This window comes from Delftia sp. K82 (genome assembly GCF_002193035.1).
In the GTDB taxonomy this organism is placed as follows: domain Bacteria; phylum Pseudomonadota; class Gammaproteobacteria; order Burkholderiales; family Burkholderiaceae_C; genus Comamonas; species Comamonas acidovorans.
The window spans coordinates 153,928-172,903 of the sequence record NZ_MYFL01000003.1 but is presented as its reverse complement, the minus strand read 5'-3'; the positions used below and the strand labels follow the sequence as shown (position 1 = coordinate 172,903).

The following is an 18,976-nucleotide window of genomic DNA, read 5'->3' as shown; positions in this document are numbered from 1 at the left end:
CATCGGGCCGCATGACCTCGCAGGAACGCCGATCCAGCGCCAGCCTGGCGCTGATCTTTGCGCTGCGCATGCTGGGCCTGTTCCTGGTGCTGCCGGTGTTCGCGCTGGAGGCCCGCAAGTACCCGGGCGGGGATGATCCGGCCATGATCGGCCTGGCCATGGGCCTGTACGGGCTCACCCAGGCCGTGTTCCAGCTGCCCCTGGGCCTGGCTTCGGACCGTTTCGGGCGCAAGCGCGTCATCGTCGCCGGGCTGCTGGTCTTTGCGGCGGGCAGCCTGCTGGCGGCCACGGCCGACTCGCTGCTGGGCCTGATGTGGGGCCGGGGCCTGCAGGGCGCGGGCGCCGTCTCGGCCGCCGTGACCGCGCTGCTGGCCGACCTCACGCGCGACAGCGTGCGCACCAAGGCCATGGCCATGGTGGGCGGCAGCATCGGCCTCATGTTCGCGCTGGCCCTGGTGCTCAGTCCCCTGCTGGCGGCCTGGGGCGGGCTGCCCGGCATCTTCGGCCTGACCTGCGCCCTGGCGCTGGCGGGCATTGCCGTCGTGCTCTGGGTCGTCCCGCCCGAGCCCGCGCGCCACGCCGACCAGCCGCGCGGCCGCATGGCCGAGCTGTGGCGCCACGGCGACCTGGTGCGGCTGAACCTGGGCGTGTTCGTGCTGCACACCGTACAGATGTCCATGTGGGTGGCCGTGCCCGCCATGCTGGTGCAGGCGGGCCTGGACAAGCAGGCGCACTGGCATGTCTACCTGCCGGCCGTGGTGCTGTCCTTCGCCGCCATGGGCGGCCTGTTCGCCATGGAGCGGCGCGGGCGCCTGCGCGCGGCCCTGCTGGGCGCCATCGCCCTGATCACCCTCGTGCAGATCGGCCTGGGCCTGCTGGCGGCCGGCGGCACGCAGCCACCGCTGTGGGCCATGGCCGTGCTGATGTTCGTGTTCTTCTGCGGCTTCAACGCGCTGGAGGCCACCCAGCCCAGCCTGGTATCGCGCATGGCGCCGGCTCCGCTGCGCGGCGCGGCGCTGGGCGCCTACAACACGCTGCAATCGCTGGGCCTGTTCGCAGGCGGCGCGTTGGGCGGCGCCGTCGCCAAATGGGCCGGCATGCCGGGCCTGTTCACCCTGACGAGCGTCCTGGCCGTGCTGTGGCTGGTCGTCACCTGGCCGCTGCGCCCCGTGGGCCGCCACGGCTGAACGGCGGATTTTCAGACGGTTACAAGCCGCCGCCACAGGCGGTTGCCACGGGATATCCGCCCCCTGCCATCGGCGGACGGCTTGCGGCACAATGGCGCGTCTGGCCCGGGATCCATCCCTCTATGCCCGGGCCACTTCCCTATGTAAAGGTATTTCACTCATGGCATCCGTCAACAAGGTCATCATCGTCGGCAACCTCGGGCGCGACCCCGAAATGCGCACCTTCCCGAGTGGCGATCAGGTGGCCAACGTGACCATCGCCACCACCGACCGCTGGCGCGACAAGAACACCGGCGAGAACAAGGAAGCCACCGAGTGGCACCGCGTGGTCTTCAACGGCCGCCTGGCCGAAATCGTGGGCCAGTACCTGCGCAAGGGCAGCCAGGTCTATGTCGAAGGCAGCCTGCGCACCCGCAAGTGGACCGACCAGGCCAGCGGCCAGGAACGCTACGCCACCGAAATCCGCGCCGACAGCATGCAGATGCTGGGCAGCCGCCAGGGCGGCGGCGGTGGCCAGCAAGGCGGCGGCTACGGCGATGAAGGCTACGGCGACAGCGGCTACGACGCCCCTCCCCAGCAGCAGCAGCGCCGTCCGGCCCCTGCCCCCATGGCAGCGCCCGCACCGCGCCAGGCCCCTCCCCAGCGCCCCGCTCCCGCACCCATGGCACCCCCGCCGCAGCGCGCAGCCTCGGGTTTTGACGATATGGATGACGACATTCCGTTTTAAATCCGACGAGGATTGTTTTTGTTGATTCGGGCCCGCCTGCTCTTCGGAGAGGCGGGCTTTTTCTTTGCCTGTCGCATGCTGACCCCGCTGAAGCGAACCGAGGCCCAGGCCCCAGCGGATGTGCCGCAGCTGTGCAAGCCAGCCAGACTTGATAATCTTCTGTATAAAGAATAAAATATTTATCTTTGAATGAGTATTTAATATTTAAAGACAAAAATAATGAATATTGGACTTTACTCTTCCTCACAAATCGCGGCAGAGCTATCGTCACGGCTGCGCAAGCATCGCATCGCCCAGAAGTTCACTCAGGCGGAACTGGCCAGCCGTGTAGGCGTATCCAAGGCAACCATCGTCAACATGGAGGCAGGCAAGAACGTCTCATTCGAGACGGTGATTGCCGTTGTACAGGTGCTGGGCCTTGCCATTCAGCTTGAAGAGCTGTTTCTTTATCAACCACGCACGATTGAAGAGCTTGAAAGGATTTCAACTCTTCCTCAGCGGGTGCGTTCCCCGAAAGCTTCACATGGTTCAGAAGATTAATGTCTACTACGAAGGCTGGGGCGAAAAATTCCATTGGGCTACCCTTGGTGCAGTTAACGCCAGAAGCAGCATTATTTTTGAATATACCGACGAGGCTTTTGCCAAGGGGCTGGAGCTATCGCCCTACCTTTTCCCGCTTGTAAAGGGACGAGATTTCTCCAAATCTCTACCAAGACACCAATTAGGTCTACCAGGCCCTGTCTACGATTCTTTGCCGGATGGATGGGGTTTGCTCCTGATGGACAAACTATTCCAAAAACGTGGATTGGATCCTGCTCGGTTATCTGCACTGGATCGATTGGCATATGTCGGTGACAGCGCCTTAGGTGCAATGACATTTGCACCTGCTGATAGTTTCATGAAACAGCCTCAAGCAGATATTCCTATGGCAATGCTTGCACAAGAAGTGCAACAAGTGCTTGAGGACAAGGACACAGCTCTGCTCGCGCAACTTGCCCTGGTGGGTGGCTCGCCTCATGGGGCTCGGCCCAAGGCGCTGGTCTATCTGAATAGCGAGACACATCGCGCGAGCACTGTACCCATGGAGGGCGCTGAACCTTGGCTGGTGAAATTTCCCGCAATGAATGAACACTCCGAGGTTTGTGCCATTGAGGACCTCTACGTCAAGTCTGCCAGTGCATGCGGGCTTGAGGCGCCGCCTACCGTCAGCTTGGATTTGGGACAGGGGCTGTCTGCCTTTGGCATCAAACGCTTCGACAGAGAAGGCAAGTACCGCGTTCCTGTCCACACCTTGGCTGCATTTGTTGGCGCTGATTTCCGGGTTGCCGGGTCCATCGGCTATATCACCTTGATTCAGGCAACACGATTCCTGACCAGAGATTCAAGGGAAGTGAAAAAAGCCTTTGAACGCGCTGTGTTCAACGTGATTTTCAACAATCGGGATGACCACGGAAAGAATTTCTCCTTCAGGATGGGAAAGGATGGCCATTGGAAGCTTGCCCCGGTTTATGACATAACCTTCAATAGAGGGCCGGGCGGCTACCATCAAATGGACGTAGCAGGCGAGGCATCCATTATTCGATTGGCGCATCTGCACCAGCTCGGCAAGGAAGCTGGAGTCAGCAAAAAAGAAACAATGGAAATCATTTCGAGAGTTGCGCAGGAGGCATCTTTATTCTCTGCACGAGTGCAGGAATACGATGGCGCCATCCGCAGGCAAACAGAACAGAATATCTCGAGAATTCTGCAAGAGAATATCAAAGCGGCCACATCATAGGCGCCGCATCCATGGCGCCTTCGTGATCGGAGCGGTGCTTCCCGCCCCCCCCCGAACACCCACCCCCTCGTACAATCGCGCCCGTGATTTCAGTCCACCGGCACCGTCAACCAGGGGCTCGCCATGCGCGCAGCCGCGATGCCGCGCGCCTTCACAGCTTCACGCTGGCCCGCATCGCGCGCGGCTCGCAGAGCCGGCGCTCGGGCTGCACCCGCCTGGCGCCGCCGTAGCACGGTCGAACAGCACAAGCCGCCAGGTTTCGGGCATCGCCCGACGCCCGGCATGTTCATTCCCGTCTACAAAACCCTGCCCCGCCCTGTCACACCCAGCGCGGCGGGGCCGGCCATTTCCATGTCGAAACACCCCCATCCCTTTCGCGCCGAGTGGGCGCCCAGCATTCCGCGCGAGCTCATGGCCGGCGCCGTGGCCACCTTTGCGCTGATCCCCGAGGTCATCGCCTTCTCCTTCGTGGCTGGCGTCGATCCCGCCGTCGGGCTGTTCGCCTCCTTCATCATCAGCATCGTCATCGCCTTCACGGGCGCGCGCCCGGCCATGGTGTCGGCGGCTGCGGGCTCGGTCGCCCTGGTGGCCGCTCCGCTGGTGCATGCACATGGCGTGCAGTACCTTTTTGCGGCCGGCATTCTTGCGGGAGCCGTGCAGATCCTGTTCGGCCTGCTGCGCCTGGGCGTGCTGATGCGCTATGTGTCGGGCTCGGTGCGCACGGGCTTCGTCAATGCGCTGGCCATCCTGATCTTCTCGGCCCAGATGCCGCACCTGATCGGCGCCAATGCCGCCACCTGGGCCATGGTGGGCGCCGGCCTGCTGATCATCTACGGCCTGCCCCGGCTGACCACGGCAGTGCCCTCGCCCCTGGTCTGCATCGTGGTGCTGACGGTGGCGGCGAATTGGCTGGACCTGCCCCTGAAGACGGTCGCCGACCTGGGCCTGCTGCCGGACGGCCTGCCCAGCTTCGGCCTGCCGCAGGTGCCGTGGTCGCTGGAGACGCTGCGCCTGATCGCCCTGCCCGCGCTGGCGATCGCCATGGTGGGATTGCTGGAGTCCATGATGACGGCCAGCGTGGTCGATGAACTCACGGACACGCCCAGCTCCAAGAACCGCGAGTGCAGCGGCATCGGCGTGGCCAACATCGCGGCCAGCCTGTTCGGCGGCATTGCCGGCTGCGCCATGATCGGCCAGACCGTGGGCAATGTGCGCTACGGCGGCCGGGGCCGGCTGTCCACGCTGTTCGCGGGCGCCTTCCTGCTCATCCTGATGGTGCTGCTCAAGCCCTGGGTGTCGCAGGTGCCGGTGGCGGCGCTGGTGGCCATCATGGTGATGGTGTCGGCCTCCACGCTGGACTGGGGATCGGCCCGCGCCCTGCTCAGGCATCCCAAGCTGTCCAGCGCCGTCATGCTGGCCACCGTGGTGGTCACCGTCGCCACGGACAACCTGGCCGCCGGCGTGGGCGTCGGCGTGCTGCTCAGCGGGGTGTTCTTCACCTTCAAGGTCTCAAGGCTGCTGTCCGTCGAGAAGAAGGAGGACGGCGCAGGCCTGACCTACCGCGTCTCGGGCCAGGTCTTCTTCGCCTCAGCCGACCTGCTGGTCGATGCCTTCGACGTGCGGGACATCGAAGGCCGGCCGGTGCGCATCGCGCTCGACAACGCCCATTTCTGGGACATCACGGCCGTCAATGCGCTGGACAAGGTCTGCCAGCGCCTGCGCAAGCACGGCAGCACGGTCGAGGTGACGGGCCTGAACGAACACGGCCGGGCACTGGTGTCGCGGCTGGATATCGGCATCGAGTAGGAAACCTGCCCCGGGCATGGTTTTCCAGCGCTGGCAGACCGCTTGCTTTCCTGGGGCAGACGCGGCCTGCTCTTTCGCAAAGAGAAATCCGTCAAATATCAAATGGGTCATTCAGAAATTTCTCTATTTCAAAGAGTTACTCTTTTGAAATAAAGATTTCAGCCCGCTCATTTAGGATCTGGACCGCTGTCACCTCCCCAAACCCGTCCCACCTCTTCCATGCGACTCAGATCCGTTATCTTGGGCCTTGTCCTCCTGGTCTTTGCCGCATCCGCATCCTGGTTGGCCGTGTATGGGTTTCTCATCTCCCAGGAGGACTACTCGCCTGAGCGGGGATCGCTCAGATATTACGTAGGCATCTCCTCCCTGATACGCAATGCGCCAGCGACAGGGACGATGGCGCAGCCCACCTACTTCGGCTCCGTCGGTGATGGCAACAAGCCCCCGCAGTCCGAGATGACCTTCGAGACCAGCGCCAAGGACATCACCGAGGCCACTGCGGCCATCACCAGCTACCTGCGCCAGAAGGATTTCCACCAGAGATCCATCGATGCCGGAAATGCCGCCGCATCGTTTGTCCCCGAGGGAGAGCGCCTTGTCCAATACGCGCAATACGCGTCATCGGCCGGCGAAGTTGCCGTACTGGCGGTCACCCAGGCAATGGCAACAGGCCTGTGCAAGGTCACGCTCACCCATTACGACTGAACATGTCCAGCAGATCCCACATACCCCGAAGACTCATCTATACCTGCAACTGCGGATGGATTGACCTGGGCCACCTCCAATCGGTCGAGAGCCATCGCAATCGCTACGCCAGTGCGGCCTATCTCTGGAAAGACATACTGCATGAGCGCGGCATCGGGATTCCCGGTCACTCCGACAGCCATCTGATTCAATACAAGCAATCCATGGGGCGCTTTGGCCTGACCCAGGAATTTGCCAAGTTCTATCTCGTCAAGAAAGGCCTGTCTCTTTCAGCGAAGCGCTCCGTGGCCCTGGCCATATTCATGGAGGTTTCCATGGGCTTCGAGAGCCTGCAGGCATCCATGTCGCTCCTCACAGACAGTGGATTCAGCCAGGAAGACCTCGTTTCCAACCTGATTGGCTTCTACATGGTCGTGCACGGGGCACTGGACTGGAAGAACCTGTGCAAGCCGGTTTCCACCGAGGCATCGCTGGCCGTCTGGGATGCCAACGGCCCCGTGGGAAGCCATAAAAACAAAGTCTTCCAGCCGCAGTTCCACGCCTGCGAGGAATGCAAGAGCAAGCACCATGTGCAGCTGCCGCGCTTTCCTTCCGCGTTTCAGTCCATACAGCCCGCATCCAAGGGTCTGCACTTCATCGAAGCATCTGATGGGCTGCCAGTGCCAAAGCACATGCTTTCGACACTGTTTCCCTGAGTCTTCCTGCCCTGCGCCAGAACGCAGGCGCCCTCACCGCTCATCGAACGACAGCACCACGCGCTCGGTCAGCGGATGCGCCTGGCAGGTCAGCACGAAGCCGCAGGCGACCTCGTTCTTGTCGAGGGCGAAGTTGCGCTCCATGCGCACTTCGCCCTCGACCACCTTGGCGCGGCAGGTGCCGCAGACGCCCGAGGTGCAGGAATAGGGCACTTCCAGCCCGGCCGAGGAGGCCGCGTCCAGGATGCTGGCCTGGCCGCGCGTGAAGGGGATCTCGCGCGAGAGGCCGTCGCGCACCAGGGTGATGCGGGCGGTGGCGGCGTCGCCGGGCTGGGCCTCGTGCACCACGGCGCCCACCGTGCCCTGGCCTGCGGCCGGCAGGGCCACGCCGAAGCGCTCGATGTGGATGCGCTCCTCGGGCACGCCGGCGGCCAGCAGGGCGGCCTCGGCCTCGTCGTTCATCTGGAAGGGTCCGCAGATGTAGACATGGTCGATGTGCGCGGCCGGCACCACGCCCTGCAGGAATTCGGCGATCTTGCTGCGGTCCATCACGCCCATGTTCAGCGGCAGGTCGGTGTGCTCGTCCGAGAACACATGCTGCAGCGACAGCCGCGACATGTAGCGGTTCTTGAGGTCCTCGATCTCCTCCTTGAACATGGTGGACTGCAGCTGGCGGTTGCCGTAGATCAGCGTGAAGCGGCTGGCGGGCTCGCGCGCCAGCACGGTCTTCATGATGGACAGGATGGGCGTGATGCCGCTGCCGCCGGCGATGCCCACATGGTGGCGCGCGGCCCCGGGCTCGATGGGCACGAAGAAGCGGCCCTGGGGCGCCATGACCTGCAGCGTGTCGCCGGGGCGCAGATGCTCGTTGATCCAGTTGGAGAACTGGCCGCCGCGCACCTTGCGCACGCCCACGCGCAGCTCGCCGTCATCCACGCCCGCGCAGATGGAGTAGCTTCGGCGCAGGTCCTGGCCGTCGATCTGGTGGCGCAGGGTGAGGTACTGGCCCTGGGTGAAGCCGAAGACCTCGCGCAGCGCGGGCGGCACGTCGAAGGAGACGACCACGGCCTCGGCCGTGTCGGGCGCAATGCTGCGCACGCGCAGCGGGTGGAACATCGTGGTCGTGGTCATATCGGCTTGAAGTGTTCGAAGGGTTCGCGGCAGTCCAGGCAGCGGTGCAGGGCCTTGCAGGCCGTGGCGCCGAAGGCCGACAGCCGCTCGGTGTGCACGCTGCCGCAGTGCGGGCAGGCAACGGGCTCGGGCGCGGCGATGCCCTGGCGGCGGCGCACCAGGCGGATGGGCGAAGTGCCCTCCGGCAGGCCGGAGTCGCCGCAGCGCCCGGGGGGCGCGATGCCGTACTCGCGCAGCTTGCGCCGGCCGTCGTCGCTGATCCAGTCCGTGGTCCAGGCCGGGGCGCGGCGCAGCACTGCGCGCGCAGGACCCAGGCCCGCGGCCTCGATGGCATCGAGCACGCTGCGCTCGATGACCTCGGTGGCGGGGCAACCCGAGTAGGTGGGCGTGAGCACGATCTCCATGCCCTGACCTTCGGGCAGGGCATGGACCTCGCGCACGATGCCCAGCTCGCAGACCGAGATCACGGGCACCTCGGGGTCGGGCACCTCCTGCAGCGCGGCCCAGGCCAGGCGCTCGCGCTCGGCCGAGGCGGATGTGACGGCCACAAGCCGTGCGGCAGCCATCACCACACCCCGCCCGGATAGGCGCGCTGCAGGTGCTGCATCTCGGCCAGGATGAAGCCCATGTGCTCGCTGTGCACGCCGTTGCGGCCCGTGCTGCGGAAGGCGGATTCGGCCGGCATGTCCAGCGTGGCCTCCTGCAGCAGGGCGGCCATTTCGGTCTGCCAGGGCTCGCGCAGCTCGGACCAGGACGGGCCCAGGCCGCTGGCGCGCGCGGCGGCGTCCGTGGCGTCGTCGGTGAACAGCTCGGCCGCATAGCGCCACAGCTGGGCCAGCGCCGCCTCCATGCGCTGGCGCGATTCTTCGGTGCCGTCGCCCAGACGCACCACCCAGTCGCCCGCGTGCTGCTCGTGGTAGCGCGCTTCCTTGAGCGCCTTGGCGGCGATGGCGGCCAGCTCGGCGTCGCTGGAGTGCACCAGGCGCTCCCACATCAGGCGCAGCCAGGTGGCGGCCATGGCGTTGCGCAGCACGGTGAAGGCGAAGTCGCCGCGCGGCAGCTCGGCCAGCGTGGCGTTGAAGTAGTCGCGTTCGTCGCGCAGAAAGGCGAGCTGGTCCTCGTCGTGCGCGCGGCCTTCAAGCTGGCCGGCGCGCGTGAGCAGCGCACGCGCCTGGCCGACCAGGTCCAGCGCCATGTTGGTCATGGCGATGTCCTCTTCGAGGATGGGCGCGTGGCCGCACCACTGGCCCAGGCGCTGGGCCAGGATCAGGCAGGTATCGCCCAGGCGCAACAGGTACTGCACCTCGGGCCGGGCGTCGATGGCGATGGAGGAGGCGGAGGCGTTCATGGCTGCACCCCGCTCACATGTGGTCCACCGAGGGCGGCAGCTGGTAGAAGGTCGGATGGCGGTAGACCTTGTCCTGGGCCGGGTCGAAGAACATGTCCTTGTCGCCGGGGTCGCTGGCCACGATCTGGTCCGAGCGCACCACCCAGACGCTCACGCCCTCCTGGCGCCGCGTGTAGACATCGCGCGCCATCTGCAGCGCCATCTGCGGGTCGGCCGCATGCAGGCTGCCGCAGTGCTTGTGGTCCAGGCCGGCCTTGCTGCGGACGAAGACTTCCCACAGCGGCCATTCGTTGGTGATGTTCTGTTCGACGGTGGTCATGCGGCCTCCTTGCGGGTCTGGTTTCTCTGTGTCTGCTTGCGGGCATGGGCCAGCGCGGCCTCGCGCACCCAGGCGCCCTCATCCCAGGCCTTGACGCGTGCGCCCAGGCGCTCGCGGTTGCAGGGGCCGTCTCCGGCGATCACGCGCCAGAACTCGTCCCAGTCGATGGGGCCGTGATCATGGGCCTGGCGGGCCTCGTTCCATTTCAGGTCGGGGTCGGGCAGGGTCACGCCCAGCACCTTGGCCTGGTCCACCGTGGCGTCGATGAACTTCTGGCGCAGCGCGTCGTTGGAGATGCGCTTGATGCCCCAGCGCATGGACTGCGCGCTGTTGGGCGACTGGTCGTCGGGCGGGCCGAACATCATGATGGACGGCCACCACCAGCGGTTGACGGCGTCCTGCACCATGGCCTTCTGCGCCTCGGTGCCCTGCTGCATCATGGTCAGCAGCGCCTCGTAGCCCTGGCGCTGGTGAAAGCTCTCCTCGCGGCAGATGCGCACCATGGCGCGCGCATAGGGCGCATAGGAGCAGCGGCAGATGGGCACCTGGTTCATGATGGCCGCGCCATCCACCAGCCAGCCGATGGTGCCCATGTCGGCCCAGGTCAGCGTGGGGTAGTTGAAGATGGAGCTGTACTTGGCCTTGCCCGTGTGCAGCGCGTGCAGCATCTGGTCGCGGCTGCTGCCCAACGTCTCGGCGGCGGCGTAGAGGTACAGGCCATGGCCGCCCTCGTCCTGCACCTTGGCCAGCAGGATGGCCTTGCGCTTGAGCGTGGGCGCGCGGCTGATCCAGTTGCCCTCGGGCAGCATGCCGACGATCTCGCTGTGCGCATGCTGGCTGATCTGGCGCAGCAGCGTCTTGCGGTAGTTGTCGGGCATCCAGTCCTTGGCCTCGATGAATTCGCCGGCATCGATGCGCTCGTCGAAGCGCTGCTGCAGGCGCATTTCGTCGGCCGAGCGCACGGCCTTGCCGCCATCGCCCGCTTCCTTGCCCATGGTGTCCATGGCCTGGGTATACATGTGCGATCTCCTTGAATGAAATGGTTGACGACGGCCGGCGGTGCCTCAGCGCGGCCGCTTGTCGTACACGCGCCGGGCCTTGCCGGTCTGCGTGCGCTCGATGGTGTCGGGATCGAAGACGCGCACCGCCGTGGAAATGCCCACCAGGGTCTTGATGCGCTGCTGCACCCACTGCGCGATCTCGCCGCGCTCGGCATCGCCCAGGCCGCGCCGCTGCGGCTGCAGCTCGCAGTGCACCTCGACGGTGTCCAGCAGGCCTTCACGGCTGATGTGCATCTGGTACAGGCCCGTGAGGCTGGCATTGGCCAGCACGATTTCCTCGATCTGGGTCGGAAAGACGTTGACGCCGCGGATGATCATCATGTCGTCGCTGCGCCCCACGATCTTGCCCATGCGCCGGAAGCTGCGCGAAGTCGGCGCCAGCAGCCGCGTCAGGTCCCGCGTGCGGTAACGAATGATGGGCATGGCTTCCTTGGACAGCGACGTGAAGACCAGCTCGCCCTCGCTGCCGTCGGGCAGCACCTCGCCCGTGTCGGGGTCGATGATCTCGGGGTAGAAATGGTCTTCCCAGATCACCGGCCCGTCCTTGCTTTCCACGCATTCGCTGGCCACGCCCGGGCCCATGACTTCGGACAGGCCGTAGATGTCCACGGCGTCCAGCCCCGCCTTGCCCTCGATCTCGCGGCGCATGGCCTCGGTCCAGGGCTCGGCGCCGAAGATGCCGATCCGCAAAGAGCTCTCGCGCGGGTCCATCCCCTGGCGCTGCATCTCCTCCACGATCACCTGCATGTAGCTGGGCGTGACCATGATGATGTCGGGCCGGAAGTCCTGGATCAGCTGCACCTGCTTTTCGGTCTGCCCGCCCGACATGGGCACCACGGTGCAGCCCGCGCGCTCGGCACCGTAGTGCGCGCCCAGCCCGCCCGTGAACAGGCCGTAGCCGTAGGCCACATGCACCATGTCGCCAGGCCGCCCGCCCGCCGCGCGGATGGAGCGCGCCACCAGGTTCGCCCAGTTGTCGATGTCATTCAACGTGTAGCCCACGACCGTGGGCTTGCCCGTGGTGCCCGAGGAGGCATGCACGCGCGCCACCTTCTGGCGCGGCACGGCGAACATGCCGAACGGGTAGTTCTCGCGCAGGTCCTTCTTGGTGGTGAAGGGAAAGCGGGCCAGGTCGGACAGCGTGCGCAGGTCCGAGGGGTGCACGCCCTTCTCATCGAAGGCGCGGCGGTAGTGCGGCACATGGTCGTAGGCGTGCTGCAGCGACCAGCGCAGGCGCTGCAGCTGCAGCGAGGCGATCTCGTCGCGGCTGGCGGTTTCGATGGGGTCGAGGTCGCCGGGGGCGGGGCGCAGGTCTTTGTTCATCGGGGTTCTGGCGTCGTGAGGCAAGGGGTTCAGAATAATTGACCGACCGGACGGTAGGATTATAAGATGCAGCTTTCTTGAGCAACAAGGCTTGTTGTCCGGTACTAACCCTGATAGCGACGCCACATTCCAACCCAGGAGACATCCCATGCCCGCCCACGCCCTCTACGAACGCCACCGCCCCCTGCTCGACGACGCGCTGCAGGCCCTGTCCCGCCGGGGCCACTGGTCGCCCTTCCCCGAGGCGCCCTCGCCCAAGGTCTATGGCGAAACCGCCCAGGCCCAGGGCCACGCCGCCGTGCAGGCGCTGTTCGGCAAGGACTATCCGCTGCGCCAGCCCGGTGAACGCGCCCGCGTGGCCACCGAGCAATCGCCCTATGGCGTGGCCCTGAACATCCGCTATCCCGAGTGCGATGCCCAGGCGCTGGTGGACGCGGCCCAGGCGGCCGAGCCCGCATGGCAGGCGCTGGGACCCCAGGGCCGCACCGGCGTGCTGCTGGAGGCGCTGACGCGCATCCACCAGCGCAGCTTCGAGATCGCGCATGCCGTGATGCTGACCACGGGCCAGGGCGCGATGATGGCCTTCCAGGCCGGCGGCCCCCATGCCCAGGACCGCGCCCTGGAAGCCATTGCCGTGGCCTGGAAGGCCATGGCCGACGTGCCTGCCGAGGCCGTCTGGGAAAAGCCCCAGGGCAAGCATGCGCCCGCCGTGCTGCACAAGCGCTTCGAGATCGTGGGGCGTGGCGTGGCCCTGGTCATCGGCTGCGCCACCTTCCCGACCTGGAACACCTACCCGGGCCTGTTCGCCGCGCTGGCCACGGGCAACCCCGTGATCGTCAAGCCCCACCCCAACGCCGTGCTGCCGGCCGCGCTCACCGTGAGCGTGCTGCGCGATGTGCTGACCGAGCAGGGCCTGGACCCCAACCTCGTGACCCTGGCCGTGAGCGACAAGCCCGAATTGACCCGGGCCCTGGCCACGCATGCGGCCGTGGCCTCCATCGACTTCACGGGCGGCAATGCCTTCGGCCAGTGGCTGCAGGCGCATGTGCCGCAGGCACGCCTGTATGCCGAGATGGCCGGCGTGAACCTGGTGGTGATCGAGTCCACCGATGCCTACGCAGGCATGCTGCGCAATCTGGCCCTGTCACTGTCGCTGTACAGCGGCCAGATGTGCACCACCACGCAGAACCTGCTGATTCCGGCCGGCGGCATAGAGACTGACCAGGGCCACAAGAGCTTCGAGCAGGTCGGCGCCGATCTGGCCACCGCCATCGACCAGTTGCTGGCCGATCCCAAGGTGGCCTTCACCGTGCTGGGCGCCATAGGCTCTGCGCAGACCGTGGAGCGCGTGGAACAGGCCGCCACCGTGGGCCGCGCCGTGCGCGCCTCGCAAAAGCTCACCCATCCCGAGTACCCGCAGGCCGAGGTGCGCACGCCCGCGCTGCGCGCACTGGACGTGGCGGACGCCGCCATCTACGAGCGCGAATGCTTCGGCCCGGTCTCCTACCTGGTGGCCGTGCCCTCGGCCCAGGCCGCGCGCGAGCTGGCCGAGCGCAGCGTGCGCGCGCATGGCGCGATGACGCTGGGCCTGTACTCCACGGATGCGGCCTTTGTCGATGCCGTGGCGGCCTCGGCGCTGCGCTCGCGCGTGGCCCTGTCCATCAACCTCACGCAGGGGGTGATGGTCAACCAGTCGGCAGGCTTCTCGGACTTCCACGCCACGGGCGGCAATCCCGCGGCCAATGCCAGCTACACCACGCTGGCCTTCGTGGCCGACCGCTTCGTGGTCGTGCAGCGCCGGTGGTAAGGGACCGGGCCGAGCCTAGGCCTGGCGGGCCTTGCGCGGCTTCTTGCCGTCAGGCGCGCTGACCGCGCGCACGCCGCCGAAGAACAGCTGGGACACCATGGTGCCAATGGCGTCATGGTCCAGCGTGCCGCCCGGCTTGAGCCAGGTGAAGGTCCAGTTGATCATGCCGAACAGCAGCATGGCCAGGGGCTTGCCCAGGGCGCTGTCGGCGGGCTCGCCGCGCACCTGGGCAATGGTCTGCGCAAAGGCGGCGACCACGCGGCGCTCCACGTCCAGGATGCGCTGCTGGTCTTCCTCGCGCAGGAAGCGCACGTCCTCGGTCAGCACGCGGTGGGCATTCTGGGCCTGGGCGTACTCCTGGCCGAAGCCGCGGATCAGCGCATGCAGGCGCTGCTCGGGATCGGCATGGGCCTGCAGGGTGTCGTTGACCAGGGCTTCGAGGCGCAGCACATGCTCTTCGGCAATGCGCACGGCCAGGTCGTGCTTGTCGATCACATAGTGGTAGAGCGTGGCCTTGGAGACGCCGCATGCCGCAGCCACCTCGTTCATGGAGGTGCCCGCATAGCCGCGCTGCGCGAACAGCTGGGCGGCGTGGGAGAGGATCATTTCACGCTGGCCATCGTAGCCAGCAGGGTCACGTACGCGTGCCATGCGGCGGCGTCCTTTCGGTAGGTGTCGTTGCCAGGGTCCGCCCGTGCGGCCCGGGCCGGAATTATGGACGGCGCAGCGGCGCGCGCCCCCGCGATTACCAGTTTTCAGGGATATGCAAAGATGCGGGCTTCGCCCACAGTCGGGCGGCCATCCTGCCCCTTTTTACGCCCGCCGCTGCGCACGCCTTTTCCATGCCCGCCCACCTGCTTGTCCCAGAGTCCACGCTTCCGGCCCCGGTGCTGGTGGTGGAGGACGAGCCGCTGATCCGCCAGCGGCTGCAGTCCGTGCTGGGCCAGCTGGGCTACACGCCCGATGCCCTGCTGTTCGCCGGCTCCCTGGCCCAGGCCCGCGCCTGCCTGGCCGAGCCCGTGGCCCTGGCCCTGGTGGACCTGGGCCTGCCCGACGGCAGCGGCATCGACCTGATCGCCGAGATGCGCAGCGCAGATCCGGCCGTGGGCATCCTGGTGATCTCGGCCTGGAGCACGGAGGATGCCATCCTAGCGGCGCTGCGCGCAGGCGCCACCGGCTATGTGCTCAAGGAACGCGACGACCTGGAAGTGTCGCTGTCCATCCGCAGCGTGCTGCGCGGCGGCGCCCCCATCGACCCCTTCATCGCGCGCCGCGTGATCGCCGAGCTGCAGGGCGCGGCACCCGCCACGCCGGAAAGCGGCGGCACCGAGTCCACGCTGAGCGCGCGCGAAAGCCAGATCCTGCGTCTTGTGGCCGATGGCCTGACCAACCGCGAGATCGCCGAGCAGCTGCACCTGTCGCGCTACACGGTGGAATGCCACATCAAGCACATCTACCGCAAGCTGGCCGTGTCCTCGCGCACGCGCGCCGTCAACACGGCACGCGTGCGCGGATTGCTGGGCTGACGGCCATGGGCGGGTGGCGCCGGTGGTTCGGCCCGGTGCGGCGCCTCGCCCTGGGCCTGGCGGTCCTCCTGTGCAGTCCCTGCGCCTTGGCCCAGGCCTGCCTGCCGCAGATCCTGTCCATCCAGTCCGCCAAGGCCGCAGGCCAGGGACCGCCGCCCATCGCCAGCGCGGTACGCGACTGGCACAACGTGACCCTGCCCGACCACTGGCTGGACCGCTGGCCCGGCTACAGCGGCGCCGCCTGGTACCGCATCGACTGGCAGCGCGGCTGCGCTCACCCCGCTGCCGCCGCCGCAGATCCCGTGGCGCTGGCCCTGCACTCCATGGTCATGGCCGGCGAGGTCTTCGTGAACGGCGACCTGCTGTGGCGCGACCGGCACCTGGTCGAGCCCCTGTCGCGCAGCTGGAACATGCCGCGCTTTTGGCTGCTGCCCGAATCCGCCCTGCATGCGGGCACCAACAGCGTGTGGATACGCGTGCACGGCCTGGCCGAGCAGACGCCGGGCCTGGGCGAGGTGCGCCTGGGCGAGCCCGAGGCGCTGCGCCGGTGGCACGAGCAGACCTGGTGGAACCAGCGCACGCTGTTTGCCATGAACATCGTGGTCTCGCTGGTGCTGGGCGTGCTGTTCGCCTTTGCCTGGCTGCAGCGGCGCGCCAGCAAGGCCTTTGGCTGGTACGCGCTCAATGCCTTCTGCTGGGCGCTGTTCCTGGCCAATATCCTCGCCACCGAGGCCTGGCCCTTCCCCGACACCCTGGCCGTGGCACGCGGCAATTTGCTGGTCTTTTTGCTGTTCAGCCAGAGCTTTTGCCTGTTCACCTGGCGCTTCGGAAAACTGCATCTGCCCCGGCTGGAAAAGCTGCTGTGGGCGCTGACGCTGGCCGGCATGGCCGCCGCCATCTTCGCGCCCTGGTCGCTGGTGGACGGCGTGCTGCACATCGGCCTGGTGTACTTCGGCATCTGCGTGGCCGTGTCGCTGCACTTTCCGCTGCACGCCTGGCGCACGCGCGAGCCGGGCCACCTGGTCTACGCGGCCTGCCTGCTGGTCTTCCTGTGCGCGGGCCTGCACGACATGCTGGCGCTCAAGAAAGTGATTGGCCCCGCCACGCCCTGGATGCCCTATACCGCGCCGCTGACCATGCTGGCCCTGTCCATGGTCCTGGGCCGGCAGTTCGTGCTCAGCATGCGCCGCATCGAACAGTTCAACCAGGAGCTGACCGACAGCGTGGCGCGTGCCTGCGACGAGCTCGGCGGCACGCTGGCGCGCGAGCATGCGCTGGCGCTCAGCCACTCGCGGCTGCAGGAACGGATGCAGCTGGCGCACGACCTGCACGACAGCCTGGGCGGCTCCCTGGTGCGCTCCATCGCCATGGTGGAGCAGGCCGGCACCCCCATGCACAACCGCCAGTTCCTGTCCGTGCTCAAGCTGCTGCGCGACGACCTGCGCCAGATGATCGACAGCGGCACCAGCGTCTCCGTCACCGTGCCGGACACGCCCCAGGCGTGGATCGCGCCGCTGCGCCACCGCTTTGCCAGCCTGTTCGACGCGCTGGACATGCAGTCCGACTGGCAGGTGCCGGCCGCCTGGCCGCAGCCACCCGGTGCGCTGCAGTGCCTGGCGCTGACGCGCGTGCTGGAGGAAGCGCTGGCCAATGTGATCAAGCACAGCCGCGCCCAGTGCGTGCAGGTGCAGCTGCAGTGGCCCGAGCCGCATTGGCTGATGCTGCGCATCACCGACGACGGCGCAGGCTTTGACGTGGCCGCCGTGCAGCAGGCCGGCATGGGCGTGGGCCTGCGCAGCATGCAGGCGCGCCTGCAGCGCCTGGGCGGCCATCTGGACATGGATTCAGAGCCCGGCGCCACCGTGCTGGCCGCCTGGCTGCCCGTGCCCGGCGATCACCTGCACGACGGCACGGAGCAGGCCACCCTCAGCGGGAAAAGCGCCCTATCCCCGCACTGACGCCGGCCGGCGTCAGCACATCGTCGAAATACTCCAGCGTGAGCTGGTTGCCGTCGAACGTGGCCTTGGACAGGCTGCCCGGCGAATCGCCCTCGGGCACGAAGCTGAAGACCTCGCCATCCCAGTGGCCGAGCAGCATGCGCTGCGAACCCAGGCTGACCTGCAGCCCCCCGCCGCCCGTCTGCAGGCTGACCTGGGCCGGCCCGTAGAAGCGGTTGGCGTAGCTGCCCACATAGGCGCCCAGCGGCCGGGGCGGCCGGGGGAAAGGGGGCCGGGTCTTGCCTGCCAGCTCGCCGTGCGGCTGCATGATGGGTGCCAGCCGCTTGGTCCAGATGCTCTCCCAGTCCTGGCGCTGGCGGCCCCATTCGACCTGGTCCAGGAACTGCGAGACCACGATCTCGGGCACGCCGATGGGCATGCCGTTGGTCAGCACCACGATGCCGAGCTTGAGCTCGGGCATGACGGTGAAGCTGGTCGCGCTGCCCGTGCCGAAGGCACCCGAGTGGCTGTAGGTGGTGCGCCCCGCCTCGGACACGCCCACGTTGAAGCCGAAGCCGTAGTAGCGGGCGGGCTCGCCGTTGCCGGCCGGCGACTGCAGCATCTGCGGCGACAGCGCCGTGCGCAGCGCCTGCGCATCGACCACCTGGCGGCCCTCGAAGCGGCCTTCGTCCAGCAGCATGGTCATCCAGCGCGCCATGTCGCGCACCGTGGAGCTGACGCCGCCGGCGGCCGACTGCGCATCGGGCCGGCGCACCGGCCCCGTCTGCCACACGCCATTGACGCGCAGGTGGCCGGCCGCGCGGTTGGCGCGCGCCTCGAAATCGGCAAACAGCGAGCTGGTCTGCGTCATGCCCAGCGGGCCGTAGACGGCCTGCTGCGACAGCGCGGCCCAGGACTGGCCCGCGATGGCGGCCACCGCCTCGGCGCCCGTGGTCAGGCCGAAGTTGCTGTAGGCGTACTGGGTGCCCACGGGCCGCAGCGGCAGGTAGCGCAGGCGCTCCAGGATCTGGCGCTGGCTGTAGCCCAGCTCCTCCAGCGCATCGCCAGCCTGGCCGGGCAGGCCCGAGCGGTGGGCATACATGTCGCCCACGGTGATGCGCTGGGCGGCGTCGGCGTCCTCCAGCGTCCACCAGGGCAGGCCCTGCTGCACGCGCGTGTCCCAGGACACGCGGCGCTGGCCCACCTGCTGCGCCACCACGGTGGCGCCCACGGACTTGGAGACGGAGGCGAGCTGGAACACCGTGTCCGCATCCACGGCCAGCGACGAGCCCAGACGGCGCACGCCCATGCCCTGGGCATAGACCAGGCGGCCTTCATGCACGACCGCCACGGCCACGCCGGGCACGCCCGTGCGCCGCATCTGCGCGCGCACCTGGCCGTCGAGTTGATCGAGCGCACGCTTGACGCGGTCCGTCACGGGCGGATCGATGGGATCACCCCAGGACACCTCGCCGTTGCATCCGGCCGTGGCCACGGCGCCCAGGGCCGCTCCCAGAAAATGCCGGCGCGCAAGAATCGATGAAGCCATGGGGTCTCCTGTGGTGCTGTCGTGAAGAACAAAAGGAAAAAGAAAAAGGGGCGGTTGTGCCGCCCCCCGTGACGATAG

18 protein-coding genes are annotated in these 18,976 nt (G+C 67.1%); 10 read left to right on the top strand and 8 right to left on the bottom strand.

Features of this window, described 5'->3' with window-relative positions; genetic code table 11:
• The first annotated feature begins 11 nt into the window (after positions 1-11).
• From KDK82_RS17655 to KDK82_RS17625, 7 genes are all read left to right on the top strand, one after another.
• On the top strand, positions 12-1,187 hold the full coding sequence (locus tag KDK82_RS17655) for an MFS transporter (RefSeq protein WP_034348262.1): 1,176 nt from the start codon (positions 12-14) through the stop codon (positions 1,185-1,187).
• A 160-nt stretch (positions 1,188-1,347) separates the two neighbouring features.
• A complete protein-coding gene (ssb, locus tag KDK82_RS17650) occupies positions 1,348-1,914 on the top strand; it encodes a single-stranded DNA-binding protein (protein WP_088165774.1) in 567 nt (188 codons plus the stop codon).
• A gap of 219 nt (positions 1,915-2,133) precedes the next feature.
• Positions 2,134-2,454: a helix-turn-helix transcriptional regulator gene (locus KDK82_RS17645; protein WP_088165773.1), complete on the top strand. Its 321-nt coding sequence runs from the start codon at positions 2,134-2,136 to the stop codon at positions 2,452-2,454.
• Positions 2,438-3,691 carry a type II toxin-antitoxin system HipA family toxin gene (locus KDK82_RS17640; protein WP_088165772.1) on the top strand — a complete coding sequence of 418 codons (1,254 nt, stop codon included), beginning with the start codon at positions 2,438-2,440 and terminating at the stop codon, positions 3,689-3,691. The genes KDK82_RS17645 and KDK82_RS17640 overlap by 17 nt, the downstream gene beginning before the upstream one ends.
• Positions 3,692-4,042: 351 nt before the next feature.
• On the top strand, positions 4,043-5,497 hold the full coding sequence (locus KDK82_RS17635) for a SulP family inorganic anion transporter (RefSeq protein WP_256974508.1): 1,455 nt from the start codon (positions 4,043-4,045) through the stop codon (positions 5,495-5,497).
• Between the two features lie 396 nt (positions 5,498-5,893).
• A complete protein-coding gene (locus KDK82_RS33220) occupies positions 5,894-6,202 on the top strand; it encodes a hypothetical protein (RefSeq protein ID WP_256974507.1) in 309 nt (102 codons plus the stop codon).
• A 2-nt stretch (positions 6,203-6,204) separates the two neighbouring features.
• Positions 6,205-6,897, top strand: coding sequence for a hypothetical protein (locus KDK82_RS17625; protein WP_016449342.1), 693 nt, complete (start codon positions 6,205-6,207; stop codon positions 6,895-6,897).
• 33 nt (positions 6,898-6,930) lie between these two features.
• Here KDK82_RS17625 and paaE read toward each other — a convergent pair whose 3' ends face one another.
• From paaE to paaK, 6 genes are read right to left on the bottom strand one after another with little or no spacing between them, the layout of a single operon-like run.
• Positions 6,931-8,028, bottom strand: a complete 1,098-nt coding sequence (gene paaE / locus KDK82_RS17620) for a 1,2-phenylacetyl-CoA epoxidase subunit PaaE (protein ID WP_047218904.1) — start codon at positions 8,026-8,028, stop codon at positions 6,931-6,933.
• Positions 8,025-8,594: a 1,2-phenylacetyl-CoA epoxidase subunit PaaD gene (gene paaD, locus KDK82_RS17615; protein ID WP_088165769.1), complete on the bottom strand. Its 570-nt coding sequence runs from the start codon at positions 8,592-8,594 to the stop codon at positions 8,025-8,027. Before paaD ends, paaE begins: the two co-directional genes overlap by 4 nt.
• Entirely contained in the window at positions 8,594-9,376 is a 783-nt protein-coding gene (gene paaC / locus KDK82_RS17610) for a 1,2-phenylacetyl-CoA epoxidase subunit PaaC (protein WP_088165768.1), read from the bottom strand. The genes paaD and paaC overlap by 1 nt, the downstream gene beginning before the upstream one ends.
• Positions 9,377-9,389: 13 nt before the next feature.
• On the bottom strand, positions 9,390-9,695 hold the full coding sequence (paaB, locus tag KDK82_RS17605; RefSeq protein WP_016454266.1) for a 1,2-phenylacetyl-CoA epoxidase subunit PaaB: 306 nt from the start codon (positions 9,693-9,695) through the stop codon (positions 9,390-9,392).
• Positions 9,692-10,714, bottom strand: a complete 1,023-nt coding sequence (gene paaA / locus KDK82_RS17600) for a 1,2-phenylacetyl-CoA epoxidase subunit PaaA (RefSeq protein WP_012202742.1) — start codon at positions 10,712-10,714, stop codon at positions 9,692-9,694. The genes paaB and paaA overlap by 4 nt, the downstream gene beginning before the upstream one ends.
• A gap of 45 nt (positions 10,715-10,759) precedes the next feature.
• A complete protein-coding gene (gene paaK / locus KDK82_RS17595; RefSeq protein WP_088165767.1) occupies positions 10,760-12,079 on the bottom strand; it encodes a phenylacetate--CoA ligase PaaK in 1,320 nt (439 codons plus the stop codon).
• A 148-nt stretch (positions 12,080-12,227) separates the two neighbouring features.
• Here paaK and paaN point away from each other — a divergent pair, with 148 nt between their 5' ends.
• Positions 12,228-13,886, top strand: coding sequence for a phenylacetic acid degradation protein PaaN (paaN, locus tag KDK82_RS17590; protein ID WP_088165766.1), 1,659 nt, complete (start codon positions 12,228-12,230; stop codon positions 13,884-13,886).
• A gap of 15 nt (positions 13,887-13,901) precedes the next feature.
• Here the strand turns inward: paaN and KDK82_RS17585 are convergent, their stop codons facing one another.
• Entirely contained in the window at positions 13,902-14,537 is a 636-nt protein-coding gene (locus KDK82_RS17585; RefSeq protein ID WP_088165765.1) for a TetR/AcrR family transcriptional regulator, read from the bottom strand.
• Positions 14,538-14,728: 191 nt separating this feature from the next.
• Between KDK82_RS17585 and KDK82_RS17580 the strand changes: the two genes are divergently transcribed.
• On the top strand, positions 14,729-15,412 hold the full coding sequence (locus KDK82_RS17580; protein ID WP_088165764.1) for a response regulator transcription factor: 684 nt from the start codon (positions 14,729-14,731) through the stop codon (positions 15,410-15,412).
• A gap of 5 nt (positions 15,413-15,417) precedes the next feature.
• Positions 15,418-17,370, top strand: coding sequence for an ATP-binding protein (locus KDK82_RS17575; protein WP_088165763.1), 1,953 nt, complete (start codon positions 15,418-15,420; stop codon positions 17,368-17,370).
• On the opposite strand, the gene KDK82_RS17570 is transcribed toward KDK82_RS17575, so the two are convergent.
• Entirely contained in the window at positions 17,339-18,898 is a 1,560-nt protein-coding gene (locus tag KDK82_RS17570; protein ID WP_088165762.1) for a serine hydrolase, read from the bottom strand. The two genes, KDK82_RS17575 and KDK82_RS17570, sit on opposite strands and share 32 nt — an antisense overlap.
• Between the last annotated feature and the right edge of the window lie 78 nt (positions 18,899-18,976).

Excerpts from the sequence above, each read along its gene's own strand:
- KDK82_RS17640 (WP_088165772.1), top strand. The coding sequence starts at position 2,438 with ATGGTTCAGAAGATTAATGTCTACTACGAAGGCTGGGGCGAAAAATTC.
- KDK82_RS17580 (WP_088165764.1), top strand. The coding sequence starts at position 14,729 with ATGCCCGCCCACCTGCTTGTCCCAGAGTCCACGCTTCCGGCCCCGGTG.
- paaA (WP_012202742.1), bottom strand. The coding sequence starts at position 10,714 with ATGTATACCCAGGCCATGGACACCATGGGCAAGGAAGCGGGCGATGGC.
- KDK82_RS33220 (WP_256974507.1), top strand. The coding sequence starts at position 5,894 with ATGGCGCAGCCCACCTACTTCGGCTCCGTCGGTGATGGCAACAAGCCC.
- KDK82_RS17645 (WP_088165773.1), top strand. The coding sequence starts at position 2,134 with ATGAATATTGGACTTTACTCTTCCTCACAAATCGCGGCAGAGCTATCG.
- KDK82_RS17655 (WP_034348262.1), top strand. The coding sequence starts at position 12 with ATGACCTCGCAGGAACGCCGATCCAGCGCCAGCCTGGCGCTGATCTTT.
- paaC (WP_088165768.1), bottom strand. The coding sequence starts at position 9,376 with ATGAACGCCTCCGCCTCCTCCATCGCCATCGACGCCCGGCCCGAGGTG.
- ssb (WP_088165774.1), top strand. The coding sequence starts at position 1,348 with ATGGCATCCGTCAACAAGGTCATCATCGTCGGCAACCTCGGGCGCGAC.
- KDK82_RS17625 (WP_016449342.1), top strand. The coding sequence starts at position 6,205 with ATGTCCAGCAGATCCCACATACCCCGAAGACTCATCTATACCTGCAAC.
- paaB (WP_016454266.1), bottom strand. The coding sequence starts at position 9,695 with ATGACCACCGTCGAACAGAACATCACCAACGAATGGCCGCTGTGGGAA.
- paaE (WP_047218904.1), bottom strand. The coding sequence starts at position 8,028 with ATGACCACGACCACGATGTTCCACCCGCTGCGCGTGCGCAGCATTGCG.
- KDK82_RS17635 (WP_256974508.1), top strand. The coding sequence starts at position 4,043 with ATGTCGAAACACCCCCATCCCTTTCGCGCCGAGTGGGCGCCCAGCATT.
- paaN (WP_088165766.1), top strand. The coding sequence starts at position 12,228 with ATGCCCGCCCACGCCCTCTACGAACGCCACCGCCCCCTGCTCGACGAC.
- paaK (WP_088165767.1), bottom strand. The coding sequence starts at position 12,079 with ATGAACAAAGACCTGCGCCCCGCCCCCGGCGACCTCGACCCCATCGAA.
- KDK82_RS17570 (WP_088165762.1), bottom strand. The coding sequence starts at position 18,898 with ATGGCTTCATCGATTCTTGCGCGCCGGCATTTTCTGGGAGCGGCCCTG.
- KDK82_RS17585 (WP_088165765.1), bottom strand. The coding sequence starts at position 14,537 with ATGGCACGCGTACGTGACCCTGCTGGCTACGATGGCCAGCGTGAAATG.
- paaD (WP_088165769.1), bottom strand. The coding sequence starts at position 8,594 with ATGGCTGCCGCACGGCTTGTGGCCGTCACATCCGCCTCGGCCGAGCGC.
- KDK82_RS17575 (WP_088165763.1), top strand. The coding sequence starts at position 15,418 with ATGGGCGGGTGGCGCCGGTGGTTCGGCCCGGTGCGGCGCCTCGCCCTG.